This is a genomic window from Nostoc sp. DSM 114159 (genome assembly GCF_053470285.1).
This window is the reverse complement of sequence record NZ_JBPFEH010000001.1, coordinates 5,773,448-5,792,178: the sequence shown is the minus strand read 5'-3', so window position 1 is coordinate 5,792,178 and position 18,731 is coordinate 5,773,448. Positions and strand designations below refer to the sequence as shown.

The window sequence follows — 18,731 nt, the reverse complement described above, 5'->3', positions numbered from 1 at the left end:
AAGAGAATGACGAATGACAAATGACCAATGACTAATTAGTAATGATTGCCAATTTTGCGATGATGCGCAGCAGTAAGTGCATGTAAGTTGGCAACTCTTCCAGTTTGGACTGTGCTATAAATTACCCAATGATCTCCACAATCCATGCGGCTAGTAATTTCACATTCCATGTAAGCTAGAGCTTCAGCTAAAACGGGCGATTCATTTTTAGCTGGATATGTTTTCACTCCCGCAAATCTATCTGCACCAGGAGCAAAACGCTTGAGGAAATGTTTCATTAATCCTTGATATTTGCCTTCTTCTAAAACATTTAAAACAAAGCGATCGCCAACGTGCATCAAGGATTCAATTGCCCGATCTTTGGATACTGCGATCGCAACTCCCAATGGCTCAAGACTGGCTTGTGTCACCCACGAAGCCAACATCGCACTCTGAATTTCTCCTTTTTTGGCGGTGATAATGTATAATCCTGTGCTAATCCGCCCTAAAGCTTTTTCTAGCTCGGTATTGATAGATTTGATTTGTTTTATGGTGCGATCGCGGGTTAACCATTGACCCATATCTGTCCCCGCTTCATCACAAAGTTGTTCCGTTGCTTGGGTAGGAATTTCTTTAACTAAAATAGGTGGAAAAGCTTCTGTTAATCCCAATTCTTGAAACTTATTGCGTAACGGATAAATTGGTTCATCTTCTCCCCCTCCCGACTCTAATAAACCAATTGCTTGTTTCTTATGAACAGCAGCTAAAATTGTACTTAAAGCCGCTTGAGCTATTATCGAAGATTGCGCTGGCATGGCAATTATTAAACCAGAAGCTTGTGTAACTAATTCTCGAACTTCTTGAGGCTCGGCGCTATTGAAGTCTACTAATTCTATTGCCACACCTGTTTTCGCGCATCCATGAGCTATTGTACGGACTAAATGTTCGCTATGCCCGTAGCCTTCAACATAAAATAGAGTTACTAAAGTCTCTGTTTTGGCTTGTTCTAAACTCCAGTTTTGATATCGTCCCAGCCATTCGGAGATATAGTTTTGTAATAAAGGCCCATGTCCTGTAGCAACAGTTGCTATTTCTAACTTTTCAATCCGCTTTAAAGCTGCCAAAACAGACCGGGCATTCGGCCCCATGAGACAATCATAGTAATATTTAAAATCTTCCTCAAGTAAGGTGATATTTTCATCAAAAGTGTGGTCATCACAGTAGTGCATCCCAAACACATCGCAAGTGTAGAGTGTGGAAGTTTTATGGTCATAGGTCAAGATTGTGTCAGGCCAGTGTAAGTTAGGTGCAGAGATAAATTCTAATTCGTGTCCGTTGCCTAAATCTAAACGCTCTCCACTTTTCACTTGTATTGATTTAAATGGCTGGTGAACCATATTTTCTAAAAATTGAATAGCTACCTTTGCAGCAACAACAGTAATGGAAGGAGCTAATTCTAAAATATCTTTCACTAAGCCACTGTGGTCTGGTTCTGTATGGCTAATAATCAAGTAATCTATCTTAGTTGGATCGATTAATCCCGTCACTACCTCAAGATATAATTGCTCAAACTTACGATGAGATGTATCAACTAAGGCAACTTTTTCTCCTTGAATTAAGAAAGAATTATAGGTTGTACCATTTCGTAAACCAAACTCGATATCAAAACGTTCTCTATCCCAATCGAGACAACGTATAGCAGTCGTTTGAGGAGCAATTTCGACAGTTTCAATTGTCAAACGTCCAGGATTGGAAATAACTTGAGTAAGCTGTGTGAGTGCAACCATTTCTTTTCTCCAAAAGAATATTATCTGGAGCGAGTGTTATGTTTCTTATATTTACCTGAAACACTCAATTAGTAAAATGCCAATTTCTAAAGCTAATCATTAGAAAGATTTATTCATCATTTAGCTTGACTTACCATTGAATTACTCAATGTTTATCATTACTTTTATATTCGATAATGAATGTGAAAAAATGCAAATTATAAGTTAAAATCTTGACAGATGTCGTTAACTTTTCTTCCTCCTCCTCTACAACAAATCAACAGCGAAATCGCCCGTAACACTGATGTTGAACTGTATGTGCTGCGTCTGGATCTCCTGCACCCGTGGGTTAACGGCAATAAGTGGTTCAAGCTGAAATACAATCTTTTAGAGGCCAAAAAGAAAAATTTCACAACACTGCTAACCTTTGGCGGCGCTTATTCCAATCACATCTATGCAACTGCGGCGGCTGGTAATCTTTTCGGTTTTCGCACCATCGGCGTAATTCGTGGCGAGGAGAGGCTACCATTAAACGCAACGCTGAGTTTTGCTGTACAACAGGGTATGCAGCTTGTGTATCTAAACCGCGAAATGTATCGACAGCGCAACACGCCAGCGTTAGAGGAATATCTGCGACAAAGTTTTGGCGAGGTGTTTATCATTCCCGAAGGCGGGAGTAATTTAAATGGTGTGCGCGGCTGCACAGAAATAGTTAGTGATGCGACGATCGCCTTTAATCATATATGCGTAGCCTGCGGTACAGCCACCACACTAGCTGGAATAGCGCTTTCGTTGCATGAAAGACAAAGAGCGATCGCTTTTCCCGTATTGAAGAATGGCGCATTTCTTGCACCAGAAATCGAAAGTTTGTTGACAAATTACCTCGCCTCTGATTTACCTGCACCCTATAGTCCCGCTTCCTGGGAATTGGTATGTGATTACCACTTTGGCGGCTATGCAAAGGTGAACGACGAGTTACTACTGTTTAGCAAACAGTTTACACAGGAACATGGCGTACCTCTCGATTACGTATATACCGCCAAAATGTTTTATGGAGTGATGGATTTATTAAAGCAGGGATTTTTTTGTAAAGGCGACTCCTTGTTGCTAGTACACACAGGCGGCTTACAGGGCAATGCCGGGATAGAGGAGCGTTTTCAAAGGTTTGCTAAAATCTCAGAGACGTAGTATTGCTACATCTCTACAAGAGTTCTTACCGTTTATTTTGTAAACTTTGAATAGTAGCGATCGCATGTTTCGCTACAATATCAATCTCCGCTTCTGTATTAAACCTGCCAATGCCAAACCTTATCGAGGCATAAGCTAGCTGTTGGGGGTGTCCCAATGCTATGAGAACATGGGAAGGAGCAGTATTTGCTGACGAACAAGCTGAACCAGAAGAAACTGCCATTACTGGCTGCAATCCTAGCAAAAGCGCGGCTCCATCCACTTTCTCAACACTGATACTCAAGTTTCCCGCCAATCGCTGTTGAAGATTTCCGTTGAAATGAATTCCTTCGACTTGCGATAGCTGTTCCCATAATCTTTGTCTTAATTGGGTGAGGCGTTGGGTTTCTGTTGCTTGTTCAGCCAAAGCGATTTCTACAGCTTTCCCAAAGCCGACAATTTGCGGTGTATACAATGTACCAGAACGCATCCCCCGCTCATGTCCGCCGCCGTGCTGCTGGGGAGCCAGTTTTACTCTGGGGTTGCGTCTGCGGACGTACAGCGCTCCAATACCTTTGGGGCCATATACTTTATGTGCTGTTAGCGACATCAAATCAATTTTCATCGCTTGCACATCTAAGGGAATTTTACCAATAGCTTGGGCAGCATCGGAGTGAAAAATGATATCGTGTTCATGGCACATTTCCCCAATTTCTGCCAAAGGCTGTAACACGCCAATTTCGTTATTTGCAGCCATCACCGAGACTAAAATCGTTTCAGGACGGAAAGCTTTTTTTAACTCAGTTAAATCAATCAATCCATCTTTTTGGACAGGGAGAATAGTAATTTCAAAACCGAGACTTTTTAAATAATTACAAGGATCGATTACTGCACTATGTTCAGTGGCAACAGTAATAATATGCTGACCTTTTTTAAAATAAGTTTCAGCAACACCTTTTATCGCTAAATTATTGGCTTCTGTTGCACCACTCGTAAACACAATTTCTTCTGGTGTGGCGTTGATTGCTGCTGCTAAAATTTCTCGCGTTTGTTTGACAGCAGCTTCTGCTTCCCAACCATAAACATGACTAATACTTGCTGGGTTGCCAAATTTTTCTGTGAAGTAGGGAAGCATTGCTGCTAGTACCCGTTCATCTACGGGTGTAGTAGCGTGACAATCAAGGTATATAGAACGAATATACATAATTATTAACTCAAACTTTGACTCAAATTTTTTAATACACTTAGAACTTGATACAGTTCATTTTTTCTCCTCAACAGCGTAAATTCATCAGACAATGCATACTTTGGTATATTTTGTTGAGTCAGTTTTATAAAAATGAAATGACTACCATTTGTTACTAATCCAAAAGTAGGTTTATCTTGATTAGGATTAGCCAACATATACACAAGTGCTTGAGGTACGGCTTCTAAAAGAGAAAAGCTAGACCTTTTAGATTCAATTACTAATAACCAGAATTGTTCTTGAATAACTAAAACATCAATTCTATCTCTAATGATTTCTCCTTCATCTTCTGCCGAAATTTCGATTGATTCCTCGCCTCTCATATAAAAAGGCTCATCATAAAATCCAGCTAAATTGAGTAAAGGAGATAAAACTACTAATTTTACCGTTTCTTCTGACAAAGGAGGACGCTTGACTAAACGGAGAAAATGAAGTTTTATTCTGTCTAAATTTTGCTTTTCTAAATCTGTGATTTCCGGTAAATTTTCAAACCATTCTGTGAAAAATGCCTCATCTTCCGCTAGCTGTAGGCTAAATCTTTCTTCCAAGTAGGCAAGCCCGACATTTTGTGCTTGGATAAATTGAACCATAATTCATTTTAAAGGTGCAATATAACTATTATGACATTATTACAGTATTAACCTAATGGTTCCAGATAGTTTTGAGAGTTTGTAGTAAGCATTTTAGTGCTTAGTAAATAAGAACTTGCTTATATATCAATTTAAATTTGACATACGATTATATATAAAAAGCAAAGATAATTAATTTAAAACTTGACCTATTTTTTTTAATATATTCAAAATTTTATATAATTCATTCTCACGTCTATATAAAGTGAATCTATCAGATAAAGCATACATTAGTTTATCTTGTTTTATTAGCTTAATAAATTGGAAATCTTCTCCATTCATTACTAAGGAATATGCAGGATGCTCAGGCTGAGGATTTGCTAGCATATAAGTTAGTGCTTGTGGAATTGCTTTTGCCAAGGAAAAACTAGACCTTTTAGATTCAATTATCAGTAACCATAGTCATCTTGGAGAACTAAGACATCAATTTTTCCTTTAATAATTTCTTTAGTATCTTCGGTAGTTACTTCATTATCAATGATAAAAGTTTCACTAATTTCTACACTTTCTTCAGTAGCAATATAAAAAGGAGGACGATAAAAACCAGCTAAATCTAATAATGGAGATAATACTACCAATTTTACTGCTTCTTCTAAAAGAGGAGCATTTTCAAGTACGTTAAGATAGTTATTTTTAACTCTGTCTAAATATTGCTTTTCTAATTCGGGAATTTCCGGGATATAGTCAAAACACTCTGTAAAAAATTGCTCATCTTCAGATTTATAGAGAGCAAATTTTTTCTTTAAGTACGCAAGAGTAACATTTTGGGCTTGGATGACTTGAATCATGTTTATTTCTGACTTGAATTATCACCCTAGCAGTTTCTAGCATCCAGCCGCCTTACGTGGCTGCTAATTCCCGTAATTTAGTTAAAACTGCTTGAGCATGACCTTTGGTTTTGACGTTGGGCCAAGTATAGACAATAATTCTATCAGGTGAAATTAAAAAGGTTGACCGAGCAACACCCATATATTCTTTACCCATAAATTTTTTCAATCGCCAAGCGCCGTAGGCTTCGATTAAAAGATGTTCTGGGTCGCTTAAAAGAGCGATCGCCAAGTTATGTTTGCTGATAAATTTACAATGGGATTTACCCAAATCTGGACTTACACCTAAAATTTTCGCTCCTAGTGCGCTGAAGTCTTGATACAACTCGCTGAAATCTTTCGCTTCAGTGGTACAGCCCGGTGTATCATCTTTGGGGTAGAAGTAGAGGACAACCCATTGACTGCTGAGGTCGTCGAGAGTGACTAAATTGCCATTTTGGTCAGGAGTGGAGAAATCTGGTGCTGGTTGTCCGACTTGGGGAATGTTGCTCATAATGAAGGTGTGAGAAATTGGAATCGCTTTAGAATTTTACATAGATTGAGCGATCGCACGTAACCACTAATTACGAATAGTATTAGTTTTGGTTAAACAATAGCAAAACCCAAACAATTATAAGTAATTTTTCTGACAACTTACTACTTAACTGAAAAGGTACGAAGACTTGCTTCAAATATTGGTAATCGTTGTTCAAATTCATCTGCTCCAGTCGAAAAAATTATACTCCAAATAGTCCTGCCATCTTTAATGACATAATATATTTGTTTTCCGCTTCTACCTAGTGATGTTTCTGTGATTATCCATCCTACCTGATAATTATCAACCAACTCAGTTTTCATATCGATTATACGAATTTGAGTAGGAAAGTGCTTGCTCACCTCTTGTAAGTAAGTTTCTAAATTAATCGTAAAAGTTACTTGTTCTTTTGAGACAATTACATTAGTTAAAAAGCCTGAGTTACCCTTGACCGAATCTAAAGCCCAGATGACAAATGCTGAAGGATTTTGCTGGACTATTTTAACAAAGTTCTCAAGGTCTGGATTATGACTTCTTAAACTTGTCCTTAATTCGTCTAATTTATCGTTTAAATCTCCACCTTCCCAACTTGGAGGCAACCATAATTCTGCGCCACCACCCTCAAACTTCTTCCAACCAAATGGAACACCTGAAGGTGTGTTTTCTTCGGAAGTAGAAGGTTGCTGACTCGTTGAATCAGTATTTGCTTGCTCAGAATTACTTGTTTGTAAGTTAGTTGGTGTTGAAGTTACAACTGGTTGACTTGCATGAAAATCAAATAACTTATAAATTCCCCGACTACCAAATTTAATTAAAAAAAGTATAACGAAAGCAATTACTCCACCTGTAAATTGGGCGGCTTTGCTAGAGAATATATTGGTTTCAGTTTTTAAAGATTGAACTTGAGTAGTCCCTGAGGTTTGAAGTTGCCTACTTTGTTTAGGCTTTTCTATTTCTGTAGGTAGTAATTGTGATGCTGAAGAACCAGTAGAATATGACTGTACATTTGAATTAATTTCTGATAGACACCTCAAAATCATTTGGGCATTTTGAGGACGCTTTCCAGGAAATGCTTCCATTAGATAATCAATCAAACCAGCTACCTGCTTAGATGTTTGTAAGGCACTGTCTCGCCACATTAACTTACCAGTTCGTGGGTCTTCAGAAAATTGATCTGGAGATTTGCCAGTAAGTAAATAAACAAATGTGCGACCGAGGGCAAAAAAGTCTGATTGTGGTACGGCTTTACCATTGGCTTGTTCTAATGGTGTATAACCTGGTGAAAAAATCCCTGTTATATTCTGCCCTGCTGCTTTTTGATGATAGGTTAAGGTAACTTCTCTTGCTGTACCAAAGTCTATCAAAGCCAGATGTCCATCTGCTTTGAGCATAATATTTGGTGGTTTGATATCTCGATGAAAAAAGTTCTGTTGATGCACTTCATGCAAAATATTTGTCAACTGGGTTAGCCATAAAAGTGCTAAATTTTCATCTATGGGGCGATTACCTCGTTGTTCCATATATTGGTACAAATCCAACCCCTCGATTTTTTCCATTACCAAGCAATGTAGTGGCGTTTGGCGATTTTTGGGAGAGAAGGTAAAGTACCCATCTCCCTTTGGAATTCCGGGATGATTCAGATGGCTTAAGACTTGTGCCTCCTGCTGAAACAGTGATACTGCCTTGGTATCATCTAGCATCAGAACTTTTAATACTTTGAGGGTGTTAGCGTGGTTGACTTCAAATGTCTTGGCAAAACCACCAGCACCTAATTGACGAGTCACTCGATACTGTCCTTTCAAGAGCAATTCTGAGCCACAAGCTTGACAAAACAGTATATTTTCAGAATTTTGGGGTCTTGGGCATTGGAGATTGATGCAGAGGGTCATGGTGTTTTTTGCAACACAGTTTGCCCTGATAGTCTAGCCTTACGGTGATATTCACGTCACCAGTAAAAATTAGGACAATGAACGATTCCTGCGGTTATTGGTAGGCTACGCACTCATTCATCTTTGCTTAAGTTCTCTCATCAGGGTGAGAGCGATCGCTTATATTTATTCGCGATAATAATAACTTAACCTACAAGTATTTTTGTTTATCTATTCTTACTCTTCAACGTTCACATGCCTAAAGATATGCAACGCCAATTTACCAACCGCGATGAGTTGGTAGCCTACCTGCGCGAACAATTCCCAGGCGCAGCCGAACGCGATCGCCACATCAGCGAAACTGTGGGGGGACGCAAAGCGGCAGAAACAGCGCTACAAAAAATTGACCCCGTTCGCTACGCCCAAACACGTAATTTCTTCGCAGGTGCAGTCACGCGTCTTTCGCCTTACATCCGCTATGGGGTTTTGAGTTTGCGAGAAATTCGAGATTATGTTCTCAACCAAGTACAACAACAAGAGGATGCTACGAAACTAATTAACGAATTAGGTTGGCGCGATTACTGGCAACGGTTGTATATAAAGTTGGGGGATGAAATCTGGAAAGACCAGGAAGAGTACAAAACTGGTTATACTATGGGCGAATATGCATCCGAATTGCCGCAAGATATCAGAGAAGGAACTACAGGCAGAGTTTGCATTGACAGTTTCAGTCGTGATTTGAGAGAAACTGGCTATTTACATAACCATGCCCGAATGTGGCTAGCGGCTTATATTGTCCATTGGCGGCGTATTCGTTGGCAAGCTGGAGCCAAATGGTTTCTCGAACACCTTTTAGATGGCGATCCTGCTAGCAATAATATGTCATGGCAGTGGGTTGCTAGCACTTTTAGTCAGAAACCGTATTTTTTCAACCGTGAAAACTTAGAACGCTACACCAAAGGCATTTATTGCCAGAAATGTCCCCTTTATGGTCATTGTGATTTTGAAGGCAGTTATGAAGAATTAGAACAGCGACTTTTTCCCAAAGGCGAATTTAGCAAACAACCTAATAGCCAAAGTTGGCAGCGTGGAAAGAAAGGAAAGGGGAGCAGGGGGAGTAGGGGAGGACAAGGAGGACAAGGGGGACAAGGGGGACAAGGGGGACAAGGGGGACAAGGGGGACAAGGAAGAGAATAATAACTCTTGACAAATGCCAAATGACAAATGACCTATGACAAATGACAAATGACAAATGACTAAACCAATTGTTTGGGTACATGGAGATTGCCTCAGTCCAAATAATCCCACATTGCAAAAATACCCTGATGCCCCAGCTATCTGGGTTTGGGACGAGGCTTTGATAGAGGAATGGCAATTGAGTCTTAAACGTCTGACTTTTATCTACGAATGTTTGCTAGAGTTACCTGTTGTTATTCGCCGTGGCGATGTGGCACAAGAAATTTTAGCTTTTGCTCAAGAACATGATGCTAATTTAGTTGTCACAGCCAATAGTCCCAGTCCCCGATTTGATGATATTTGTAATCAAATGGAGCGTTCTATAGCAGTGGAAGTGTTAGAGGTAGAACCATTTTTTAGCTATGACGGCTATATTGACTTGAAACGGTTCTCGCGCTATTGGAAAGTGGCGCAAAATTATGTTTATCAAAAGCCCTTACCCTAAATCTCTTTTATATAGCGGTTTTCAATTGCGTGAAATACAGACCTAACCCCCAGCCCCTTCCCTGCTAGCGTTGGGGAGTAAGCCTCAAAGCCTCTCTCCTTTTACGCGACTACGGTGTATACACAAGTCAAAAAAAGTTTGATTTTCCATTGTTTTCTCGTTTATCTCGTTCCCATGCTCTGCATGGGAATGCTCCTCGTTGAGGCTCTGCCTCTAATCTAGCATTGAGTCAGAGACTCAATGAATGCATTCCCAGTCTCCGACTGGGAACGAGGAAATGTTGTGCCCTCCCCTTTATAAGCGATGCCCTGAGCTTGTCGAAGGGGGGAGGGTTAGGGCTTTCAAGGGCAGGCTTTTAGGCTTTCGATAAATAGTTGAGAATGTTCTCAATTATTGAACGTAGTTTTAAGTTCTCAGACAATGGTTTTGGTTTTAAAATCCCAAAAATTTGTCTAATCAAAAAAACCTGCCCCAGAAAGGAGGGTTAGGGTGGGGTAAAACCAAGATTTATCAACTACTTGAGACTTGTGTATACACGGTAGCCTTAATCACTGGAGTATAGCCCAATTTGGGAGAAGGGTTGGGGGATGAGGGCAGTTAATCTTACCTAAAAGATTTTGATTTTTTAAGTAAGATTAACTCATAAGTTAATTACAACAATTGCTGCAATCATTTAAACCTTTCTTATACATGACAGAACAATTGTTGCAAAGTATTAAGCCTTTCCAGCACTTGCTTATATATTTCTGGGAAAGACTTAAACCTTTCTTATACATGAAAGAACAATTGTTGCAAAGTATTAAGCCTTTCCAGCAAATGCTTATATGTTTTTTGGAAATACTTAAACCTTTCTTATACATGAAAGAACAATTGTTGCAAATGCTTCAATTTTGGCAACTAGTCTTGTCTTGCAGGTTAATGGAGTTACAAGTGCTGAGTTGCAAGTGAGATTTTTCAGTCAGCAGTTTTTATTCTATTGAGGTTTGTAAATAATTTGTATATCTGCAAGGAATATTCCTTTAGACTGAGTTTCAACTGAAAAAATGTGGGAATAAACACAAATGCATTCGTTAAATATATTTTGTCACGAATCTGTAGTTGCTGTTTCCTTTGTCGCTTGCATTATTGGACTGTTGTTACTGTGGGATGGTAAGCAGCAAACAAATGAGATGGAAGAAACAGAGCGAATTCTGTTTAGAATGAGCTTTAGTTACTGGCTAGTTTACTGTGTAGCTTTTGGCATCGAAAAAATAGTTTTACCTGGCTGGGAATCTGTAGTCATGACTTTGAAAATAACTACAGCTTTGTCATATTTCTTAACTTTTTCTTGTATTGTTAGTCTGCCGCTACATAAATTTGCAGTACATCGGGTTGAGGAATAGTTATTGGGTATGGGCCAAACAAGGCATGGGGCATTGAGTATGATTAACATTTCATCGCGATCGCTAATGCAGCTTCTAGTTTATCTTGGGACAAAGTTGTTAAAATAAACACCTCTTGTACCGTTTTCCCCTGCCGCGCAATGACTTTATAGCCGCCGCGAATCGGTACTGAGACGCGTAGTTGCATTTTTGGACTGTGACCTTTCGATCGTCCAATCACACCCGGCGTCACAGTTTGGATACCATCCTGCTGACAAAGACGTTCTAAAATGGGGATAAGACCAGAAAGGTGTGTTGAGTGATTCCAAACCAGTCTGGCGGCTTTTTGTGTTCGCGTAGCGTCTCGTAGAGAAGCCGTGCGGAGGGGATCTACGGAGGGTTTGCCCATAATAATTAAGCTGCTTCTAGAGGTGCCATTGTCAAACCTGCTCGGCGCAGCTGCTGGTGATAGAGTTCCGCAGGTTCTTGGGGCCCGACCCAGACGATCGCTTGACCTTCATAGTGTACCTGATTAGTCAGATCCCACGCGCGATCGCCAGTCATTCCCGGAATATATTTCATCAAACATTCAGACACATGTTGGAATGTATTAAAATCATCGTTTAATACAATCACTTTGTAATTTGGATAAGTCTTACGGATAACTTGATTAGACCGTTCAGGAGCTATAGTTGGTGCTGTGGACATCCTGTAAACATCTGCTGAAAGTGTCATAACCATAAAACAATTGGTCAAGATAATTTTACAAAACTACACTACAAGTAATTAGTTTAGTTCATTGTTTAGTAGTCTGTTGTCATTTGTCATCTGTCATTTGTCCTTTGTCCTTTGTCATTTGTCATTTGTCTTTAATCAATGACCAATGATATTGTGTCCGGCTAAGGACTTATCATTTATACCGCAGTTCTTGCTGGGAGAAGAGGTTTTTGGGATTTTGCACAGATTCGGTAATCATAAGTGATTAACCGGACTTGATATGACCAATGACCAATACTTCGACTACGCGGTAGTTGAATCTCGACTTCGCTCGATTACCGCGCAGTCGAAACTCAGTACAAGTGACCAATGACAAATGACAATCTATTTCCAATTATCCCAGTTTTCGTTAAAAATAGATGTATCTGGGAAGGCGGTAGGGTTGCCATTTTGTTGCAAAAGCCGTTTGAGTGCTTCTAGTTGTGGCTCTTGTTTAGGCAAATCATCAACTAGTTGGTAAGGTGCGATCGCATTTTTGAGTGCAAAACTAGCAATAGTTCCCGCAGCTGCGCCAGCAGACCATTCAAATGAGTGTACGCGATAGGCAGCAGCAGCAATATGACTAGTAGCAATACTTTTGCCACCTACGAGCAAATTATCAATTTTTTGGGGAATCATTGCCCTCAAAGCAATTTGGAAGGGATAAGCTTGACCCGCACCACGTCTTTCGCCGGGACGTTCTGTGTTTCCAGGGGCTTCTGGGGGACTATTCACCATGCAAGGATGGAAATCTATGGCGTAGTGACCAATACCCACAGCATCGGGGAAAATGGTAGAACGAGTCCGTCGCATTGCTTTGTCTGGTGGAACTTTACCGTCAATTACTGATATTGCTTCTAAACCTGCAACTGCTGCTCGTAGCCGACGATACATATCTGCTGGCAGAGTCTTTGAGTAATACTCATCATTATAATCTCGGCGGGAAATATCAATTTCTCCAATACTAAAGCCTTCAGCTTGCCCCCAACTGGGGCGGCCGATGATGCGCCGTCCTTCTCGCATATAAGGATATTTTGATAAACCATGTATTGTCCCCATTGGGGAATTTAAACCGGAAACAAAGCGGTTATTAGTTTGTGGCTGCTTGACACCATCCCCTAGTTGAGAATCTGTAGTCCCTGCTACCAACCAGTAATAAAAAGATAAAGCGTTTTCCTCAGCCTTGCGGAGGGTTTCTGTCCGCAGTCCTCCCATCCAACCCCCTGGTTCTAACTGTCCAGTAGCTTGTAATTGTTGGCGGGTATAAATTAAGTTATCTTGGGCTGTTCCGGGGCGGTAGTCGTTACCCCAAGTCCAGTTTTGCATTGAGATATCCCCTGGTGTAGGAGCATCAAAACTGACACCACCGAATTTTGCTGGTTTCCCTTTATTTGGACTCCAGATGCGACGATAGGTAAAAACTAAATCAAAGTTAGCCAGTCGCGTTAATTCATAGCTGAAATATGGCGCATATTCTGGATAAAATGCAGGCATTGTCTGCGGTTGCGGTTCCTTGGTGGCCTCCATTGCAAAGGTGTAGGTAAAGCCTTGAGGACAATAGGGGTCATTATTAGCACTGGAAGCAGAAGGTTCTAGGTAAGAACGGGCATCAATACCTAATCGGTAAGGAACATCAGCAAGGGCGATAATTTCTCCGGTTTCGCTAGCGTCTACGACATACCATTTAGGAGCATCTTCTTTCACTGGCTTGGGGATAAAACGAACAATCGTTTTAGTAAACCGAGACGAGTCTTCGTAGCGATAAGCATCTTCAATGCTTTGAGATAACGTAAAAGTATTGAGAGGTGGCGCGCCTTTTGCTGGTTGATGTTGAATTGCGATCGCACTATTAATTATTTTGCCATCAGCAGCGATTTCCAAATCCTTAATTACTGTGTTGGGAAACCATTGCAATTTCCCTTTGCCCTGCTTCTCCGCATCTTTAAGCATCTGGGCTAAAATGGCGTGAGCATCGCGGGGAAGAAAACACGATTCACTTACCCAGCAGTCACCGGGGTTAAGTTTACCGTATTTACGTCCAATGCGGTTTCGCAATTCCAGATAACCGCGAGAATAGAATTTTAAAGCTCGTTGAGTTGGGCGTTCATCTAATGCAGATGTCCCTTGAGCAGAAATTTGTCCTCCCAGCCAGTCTGTAATTTCTGTCAGACAAACTGTTCGCCCTGCTAGTAACCCCTCATAAGCTGTGGCTACACCAGAAAGTCCACCACCCACAACTAAAATCTCGCAATTTACACTTTTATCTGGGGTTCTCGGTGGTGCGGCGTTCGCCTCATCAAATACAACTAAGCTAGAGATTAAATTAAGACCGATCAGCGATGTTAAGCTAAAAGCTACTTTATGTCTATGTTTCATAGTTAAAAAAACCGCTCCAAATCCTGTGTCACCTTGTAGACGTTAGCATTTAGGAAATGTCTAGCTCAAGAAATTTTTCCAGAGCAAAAGACGCGATGAATCGCCGTTTTGACATACAGACGCGATGACGCCGTTTTGACAATACAGACGCGATGAATCGCCGTCTCTACAATACGCGATGAATCGTGTCTTTGTGATGATTTATCACATTTTTGCGATCTATAATTTTCATCAAAAAACCTTAATTGAATCGCATTGTAATCTCTTCTGCTAACAGGGATAAAAACAAAAGTTGGCATAATAAAATCCCCCCTTCCTACACTCCCTAAAAAGGGAGAATTGGGCTAGAGAGGAATGGCACTAACAAAAGATACAGCCCTTGCTCTAACTGGTTAAGAGCCTAGAGGCTCTTAACCCATTCTGTGAGGCTCCGCCTCCAGTAGCTTGACAAGAGGCAGAAGCCCACTTTAGATACATTCCCAGCCTCTAGGCTGGGAACAAGACGACACAAGCCTTAGGGCTTTTGTTAGTGCCATTCGGGTTAGAGGGGATAACTCAAGGTAATGTTAGCTTTCGGAAGTTTCCTGAGAGAACTTCTTATGGATAGTTCTGGTGGATTCCCCATCAGCAGCTACCGTGATCAGATAGTCCATTAGACCATCTGAAAAGGGGAGACGTAGGTGGAAAGTACCATCGGATTTAATTTTGATGGCATGACCGCCAATGTTTACGTTGGTATTTGGTTGAGTTGCTCCGTGAATAATTAACTCAGCATCAGCCACAAACCAAAAATCTCCGTGGGGACGACTGAATACCCGGACGTTAGCGGAACGCGCGATGAGTAACCAACGATCGCCATCAGCAATATAGCCAATTTCAACCATGTAATCGCGATCGCTCACCGGAATTGCCACAAAGCGATCGCGTGCTACTTCTTCAGATTCATACTGCTGGACAAGTTGGGGACTTTGATAGCTCAAGTCAATGCCAGTCACATCATAGAGCCGCACTGCTAATTGGGAACCGCCCTGTTGGCGTAGTGCTTCAGACTGAGCTTTGGAGATGTGCCAAGAGACATAAGCCCATTTGGGAGTGCGGGGTGTGAGGACAATACTGCTCTCTTCTGGGGCTGTTTCTGCTTCTACATTTGCCAAGCCAACAGCGGTTTCGCTGACTAATGGTACATTTTCAACAGTGGAATCTGTTGTCGGCTCTGTAGGCACTGGACTAAAGACACGAACGATCGCAGAACGGGCAATGAATAACCAGCGACCGCCATCAGCGACATAGCCAATTTCAGCTATGTAATCGCGATCGCTGATGGGAATTTCCACAAAGCGATCGTGTGCTGTCTCTTCACATTCATACTGCTGGACAAACTGCGGAGTTTGATAACTCAAATCAATGCCAGTTACATCATACAGTCGCACTACCAATTGAGAGCCGCCCTGTTGTCTCAGTGCTGCTTTTTTAGCTTCGGAAATCTCCCAGGAGACTTCAGCCCATTGGGAAGTGCGGGGTGTGAGGACAATACTGCTCTCTTGTTGGACATCTACCAAATCAACATCTGTTCGCTCCGCTTGCTCCGCAATTGCGACATCATCAACTACGGGATCTGGATTCACAGGGCCGAAGACACGAACAATTGCAGAACGGGCAATGAATAACCAGCGATCGCCATCAGCGAGATAGCCAATTTCAGCTATGTAGTCGCGATCGTTCAGGGGAATGTCCACCAATCCTTCGCTTTCTGTTTCCTCAGATTCATACAGCTTTACCAGCTGCGGAGTTTGATAACTCAAGTCAATGCCAGTTACATCATACAGCCGCACGATCAATTGAGAGCCGCCTTGTTGCCGCAGTGCTGCTTTTTTGGCTTCGGGAATCTTCCAAGCGACATGAGCCGATCCATCTGTATCTGGTGTGAGGACAATACTGCTTTCTTCTTGAGTATCTACCAAACCAATAGCTGTTTCGCCTGCGATTGCCACATCATCAACTATCGGATCTGGATTCACAGGGCTGAAGATACGAACGATTGCAGAACGGGCGATGAATAACCAGTGTTCGCCATAAGCGATATAGCCAATTTCAGCAATGTAATCGCGATCGGTCTGGGGAATTTCTACAACGCGATCGTCTGCTGTCTCTGCACATTCATACTGCTTCACCAGCTGCGGAGTTTGATAACTCAAATCAATGCCAGTCACATCATACAGCCGCACTGCCAATTGAGTACCGCCTTGTTGCCACAGTTCTGCTTTCTTGGCTGGGGAAATCTCCCAAGAGACATGAGCCGATGTATAAGTATGCGGTGTGAGCACAATACTACTTTCTTCATCAGCATCAACTGCAATCGTCTCATTTGGAGCATCCGCTCCAAAAGTGCTAGCCCAAGCGCCAACTCCCGCGCCGGCTGCTAAAGCTGCGGCTGCGGCCAAATCTGTGGAGTTAGCTTCCCCAACAGTCGGCTCGGCAGGAAGTTCTGACTCTGGCAAACTTAAAGTGGGTTCGGCTGCGTCCGCTACCACATTCAATGCATCTTGACTCAATACATCTTCTGGAAATTCCGGTAAATCGAGCAGTGAAGATGTATCTGTCTCTGATGCTTCCACATCGGCTGTGGTTTCGTCAGATTCCGCTAAGGGCAATTCATCGACTGAGGCTGTATCCTCAGTTGAGGTGATACTTTCTAGCCAGTTCAATTCTGCCTGAAGTTCCTCTTCTGCCCGATCTTCACTAATTGCTGTGTCCCAGTAGCCAAAATCAGATGATGCTTGTGGCACATCTGGTAATTCTGGGAGTGGGGCTGTCACCTCAGATGAAGGCAGTTCTACATCAGACAACTCTTCTGGAATGTTACCTGGATAAGGATATGAAGTATTTACTACAGCCGCCGGAGCTTCTATATCCCATGCAATTTCATCAGACTCAGGAGTGTATGTCTCCGTATAATTACTGTGATTGACAGTCTCATCAATGGCGTCTGTTTCTGTTTCTTTGTTATTAAAGGTAGACCAAGTAGCCGTCCCGATACCTGTGGCTATAGCTGCACCACCTAAAGCTGCGGCTCCCAAATTGTTATTTTCTGAGCCATTCGCTACGCTCGATGTCGCGCCTTCATAGAGGTTAGAAGTACCATTACTTGTCTCTTGGACTAAATTTGCTGTCTCCTGAGTAACATTTTGGTTCAGATCGGATTGTGTTTGAGCGTAAATGTTGAAAGGAGTGCGATCGGGGGTTTCTTGCTCTTGAAAGTGCGGTACTGCCTGCTCCTCCAGCGTCGTTCCATTCAGGGAGGAAACTGTGCTGGCATTGAGCGCCGCCGTTTCTCCATTAGGTGGATGAGGATTTGATTCTGGTAAATTATCTGTTTCCTCGGTGGGCGATGGGCGTTTTTTTAGAATCCACACTAGTAGAGATGCAGCTACAGTTATAAAAAAGACAGGTAGCAGCAACCACAATGGTGTTTCTTTATTTACAATTGGAGCGCTTTGTGTAGGTGCAGCCACAAAGGGCTGTTCGCCAAATGCAGAACTAGTGGCACTAGGGGAAGGCGTAGGCGCTGGTGTTGTTTGGACACCTGGAGAAGCTGCAACAGCAGGTTGTAAGACGCTGGCTGCGATCGCCTCGGCTTCGGCAGCTCTACCTTTTTCTATAGCTTGCTGTCCTGCGGGTGCTAGGGTAAAGCCAAGAAAATCTACTGCGGTTAAACTCTGATCTTTTTTGTAAACGTAAACTAAAGGTTGCGAGAAGGGATATCTCGCATCAGATGGCAAGGCTTGATGTAATTGCAGAACTCGCACATCTTTCAACTTCGACACCTGATTAGCTAATACATAGCTGATGCCGTCTTTGCCCAGTTGTTTGATGATTTCTGCGGTATTATCGTCACTTACTTGGGTAGCATTAGCCCCTGTAGCAAATTCAGCAGTTTTGAAGGCTGGATAAGTACGAAAAGTATTGCGAGTTTCACTGGTGTTCGGGCGATCGATGAATCGAATCTTGGCTGAAGGCCCTCCCAGTTGTGACCAATTTGTAATTTGTCCCCGAAAAATCCGGGCAAATTGCTTACTAGTCAAGCTTCCTTTGAAAGGATTTTCTGCACCAACCACGATCGCAATCTTCTCACGCTGCAAACGAACTTGCTCTAGTCCTTGAGCTTTTTCTGCTGGCGTCAACCCGCGCCCCATTGCGACTATATCGATTTTGCCATCTAGCAAATCTTTCAGCGCTTTCTCAGTGCCGTTAGCAGCAACTTCAACCTTTTTACCGATAAACTGTTTTTCAAAACTTTCTTTCAGGCTTTGGTTGATTGCACTTAAGCTACTGGAACCGTCAATCCTCACTATCGGTTCATTCTGCACTGTTTGTGGCAGTGGCGACGAGGTAGCTTCAGGTGTAGATTGTGCCAGCATCGGTGCTGATACCACCAGAGATGCTGCCATCGGGGTTGTAGCTAAGGCAACCCACAATAACAGCCTGACTATCGAAGTATCTTTTTTTTCTTGTTGCCACATAAGCCCCTTAATTAAAGTAAAAAATAGAAAGCCTGCCAGTC

16 protein-coding genes are annotated in these 18,731 nt (G+C 42.0%); 4 read left to right on the top strand and 12 right to left on the bottom strand.

The window, feature by feature from the left end; translation table 11 throughout:
* Positions 1 to 35: 35 nt before the first annotated feature.
* The gene (locus ACR5KR_RS24235) at positions 36 to 1,766 is read right to left on the bottom strand and encodes a diflavin flavoprotein (protein ID WP_448268297.1); all 1,731 of its coding nucleotides are present in this window, start codon (positions 1,764 to 1,766) and stop codon (positions 36 to 38) included.
* Positions 1,767 to 1,985: 219 nt separating this feature from the next.
* On the opposite strand from ACR5KR_RS24235, the gene ACR5KR_RS24230 reads away from it, so the two are divergent.
* Positions 1,986 to 2,933 (top strand): 1-aminocyclopropane-1-carboxylate deaminase/D-cysteine desulfhydrase, encoded by a 948-nt coding sequence (locus tag ACR5KR_RS24230; protein WP_448268296.1) that lies wholly within the window; start codon positions 1,986 to 1,988, stop codon positions 2,931 to 2,933.
* Positions 2,934 to 2,958: 25 nt separating this feature from the next.
* Here ACR5KR_RS24230 and ACR5KR_RS24225 read toward each other — a convergent pair whose 3' ends face one another.
* The 6 genes from ACR5KR_RS24225 to ACR5KR_RS24200 all read right to left on the bottom strand — a co-directional run bounded on the left by ACR5KR_RS24225 (position 2,959) and on the right by ACR5KR_RS24200 (position 8,017).
* Positions 2,959 to 4,116: a cysteine desulfurase family protein gene (locus tag ACR5KR_RS24225; protein WP_448268295.1), complete on the bottom strand. Its 1,158-nt coding sequence runs from the start codon at positions 4,114 to 4,116 to the stop codon at positions 2,959 to 2,961.
* Between the two features lie 5 nt (positions 4,117 to 4,121).
* On the bottom strand, positions 4,122 to 4,748 hold the full coding sequence (locus ACR5KR_RS24220) for a restriction endonuclease subunit R (protein ID WP_448268294.1): 627 nt from the start codon (positions 4,746 to 4,748) through the stop codon (positions 4,122 to 4,124).
* 171 nt (positions 4,749 to 4,919) lie between these two features.
* Positions 4,920 to 5,147 carry a hypothetical protein gene (locus tag ACR5KR_RS24215; RefSeq protein ID WP_448268293.1) on the bottom strand — a complete coding sequence of 76 codons (228 nt, stop codon included), beginning with the start codon at positions 5,145 to 5,147 and terminating at the stop codon, positions 4,920 to 4,922.
* Positions 5,148 to 5,176: 29 nt separating this feature from the next.
* Entirely contained in the window at positions 5,177 to 5,575 is a 399-nt protein-coding gene (locus ACR5KR_RS24210; RefSeq protein WP_448268291.1) for a hypothetical protein, read from the bottom strand.
* 52 nt (positions 5,576 to 5,627) lie between these two features.
* Positions 5,628 to 6,107: a thioredoxin-dependent thiol peroxidase gene (gene bcp / locus ACR5KR_RS24205; protein ID WP_448268289.1), complete on the bottom strand. Its 480-nt coding sequence runs from the start codon at positions 6,105 to 6,107 to the stop codon at positions 5,628 to 5,630.
* A gap of 143 nt (positions 6,108 to 6,250) precedes the next feature.
* The gene (locus tag ACR5KR_RS24200) at positions 6,251 to 8,017 is read right to left on the bottom strand and encodes a protein kinase domain-containing protein (RefSeq protein WP_448268288.1); all 1,767 of its coding nucleotides are present in this window, start codon (positions 8,015 to 8,017) and stop codon (positions 6,251 to 6,253) included.
* Positions 8,018 to 8,251: 234 nt separating this feature from the next.
* Here ACR5KR_RS24200 and ACR5KR_RS24195 point away from each other — a divergent pair, with 234 nt between their 5' ends.
* The 3 genes from ACR5KR_RS24195 (at position 8,252) to ACR5KR_RS24185 (ending at position 11,059) form a co-directional block, all read left to right on the top strand.
* Positions 8,252 to 9,193 carry an FAD-binding domain-containing protein gene (locus ACR5KR_RS24195; RefSeq protein ID WP_448268287.1) on the top strand — a complete coding sequence of 314 codons (942 nt, stop codon included), beginning with the start codon at positions 8,252 to 8,254 and terminating at the stop codon, positions 9,191 to 9,193.
* 55 nt (positions 9,194 to 9,248) lie between these two features.
* On the top strand, positions 9,249 to 9,677 hold the full coding sequence (locus tag ACR5KR_RS24190; RefSeq protein WP_445630130.1) for a hypothetical protein: 429 nt from the start codon (positions 9,249 to 9,251) through the stop codon (positions 9,675 to 9,677).
* Positions 9,678 to 10,738: 1,061 nt separating this feature from the next.
* Entirely contained in the window at positions 10,739 to 11,059 is a 321-nt protein-coding gene (locus ACR5KR_RS24185) for a hypothetical protein (RefSeq protein WP_322673634.1), read from the top strand.
* 43 nt (positions 11,060 to 11,102) lie between these two features.
* On the opposite strand, the gene ACR5KR_RS24180 is transcribed toward ACR5KR_RS24185, so the two are convergent.
* The 5 genes from ACR5KR_RS24180 to ACR5KR_RS24160 form a co-directional block, all read right to left on the bottom strand.
* A complete protein-coding gene (locus tag ACR5KR_RS24180) occupies positions 11,103 to 11,447 on the bottom strand; it encodes a DUF2103 domain-containing protein (protein ID WP_448268286.1) in 345 nt (114 codons plus the stop codon).
* 5 nt (positions 11,448 to 11,452) lie between these two features.
* Positions 11,453 to 11,779 (bottom strand): ATP-dependent Clp protease adapter ClpS, encoded by a 327-nt coding sequence (clpS, locus tag ACR5KR_RS24175; protein ID WP_448268285.1) that lies wholly within the window; start codon positions 11,777 to 11,779, stop codon positions 11,453 to 11,455.
* Between the two features lie 360 nt (positions 11,780 to 12,139).
* Complete coding sequence (locus tag ACR5KR_RS24170) at positions 12,140 to 14,170, bottom strand: FAD-dependent oxidoreductase (RefSeq protein WP_448268284.1); 2,031 nt, start codon at positions 14,168 to 14,170, stop codon at positions 12,140 to 12,142.
* A 65-nt stretch (positions 14,171 to 14,235) separates the two neighbouring features.
* On the bottom strand, positions 14,236 to 14,469 hold the full coding sequence (locus ACR5KR_RS24165; protein ID WP_445630133.1) for a hypothetical protein: 234 nt from the start codon (positions 14,467 to 14,469) through the stop codon (positions 14,236 to 14,238).
* Positions 14,470 to 14,736: 267 nt separating this feature from the next.
* Positions 14,737 to 18,690 carry a DUF4912 domain-containing protein gene (locus ACR5KR_RS24160; RefSeq protein WP_448268283.1) on the bottom strand — a complete coding sequence of 1,318 codons (3,954 nt, stop codon included), beginning with the start codon at positions 18,688 to 18,690 and terminating at the stop codon, positions 14,737 to 14,739.
* Between the last annotated feature and the right edge of the window lie 41 nt (positions 18,691 to 18,731).

Excerpts from the sequence above, each read along its gene's own strand:
- ACR5KR_RS24235 (WP_448268297.1), bottom strand. The coding sequence starts at position 1,766 with ATGGTTGCACTCACACAGCTTACTCAAGTTATTTCCAATCCTGGACGT.
- ACR5KR_RS24230 (WP_448268296.1), top strand. The coding sequence starts at position 1,986 with ATGTCGTTAACTTTTCTTCCTCCTCCTCTACAACAAATCAACAGCGAA.
- ACR5KR_RS24225 (WP_448268295.1), bottom strand. The coding sequence starts at position 4,116 with ATGTATATTCGTTCTATATACCTTGATTGTCACGCTACTACACCCGTA.
- ACR5KR_RS24220 (WP_448268294.1), bottom strand. The coding sequence starts at position 4,748 with ATGGTTCAATTTATCCAAGCACAAAATGTCGGGCTTGCCTACTTGGAA.
- ACR5KR_RS24210 (WP_448268291.1), bottom strand. The coding sequence starts at position 5,575 with ATGATTCAAGTCATCCAAGCCCAAAATGTTACTCTTGCGTACTTAAAG.
- bcp (WP_448268289.1), bottom strand. The coding sequence starts at position 6,107 with ATGAGCAACATTCCCCAAGTCGGACAACCAGCACCAGATTTCTCCACT.
- ACR5KR_RS24200 (WP_448268288.1), bottom strand. The coding sequence starts at position 8,017 with ATGACCCTCTGCATCAATCTCCAATGCCCAAGACCCCAAAATTCTGAA.
- ACR5KR_RS24195 (WP_448268287.1), top strand. The coding sequence starts at position 8,252 with ATGCCTAAAGATATGCAACGCCAATTTACCAACCGCGATGAGTTGGTA.
- ACR5KR_RS24190 (WP_445630130.1), top strand. The coding sequence starts at position 9,249 with ATGACTAAACCAATTGTTTGGGTACATGGAGATTGCCTCAGTCCAAAT.
- ACR5KR_RS24185 (WP_322673634.1), top strand. The coding sequence starts at position 10,739 with ATGCATTCGTTAAATATATTTTGTCACGAATCTGTAGTTGCTGTTTCC.
- ACR5KR_RS24180 (WP_448268286.1), bottom strand. The coding sequence starts at position 11,447 with ATGGGCAAACCCTCCGTAGATCCCCTCCGCACGGCTTCTCTACGAGAC.
- clpS (WP_448268285.1), bottom strand. The coding sequence starts at position 11,779 with ATGGTTATGACACTTTCAGCAGATGTTTACAGGATGTCCACAGCACCA.
- ACR5KR_RS24170 (WP_448268284.1), bottom strand. The coding sequence starts at position 14,170 with ATGAAACATAGACATAAAGTAGCTTTTAGCTTAACATCGCTGATCGGT.
- ACR5KR_RS24165 (WP_445630133.1), bottom strand. The coding sequence starts at position 14,469 with ATGCCAACTTTTGTTTTTATCCCTGTTAGCAGAAGAGATTACAATGCG.
- ACR5KR_RS24160 (WP_448268283.1), bottom strand. The coding sequence starts at position 18,690 with ATGTGGCAACAAGAAAAAAAAGATACTTCGATAGTCAGGCTGTTATTG.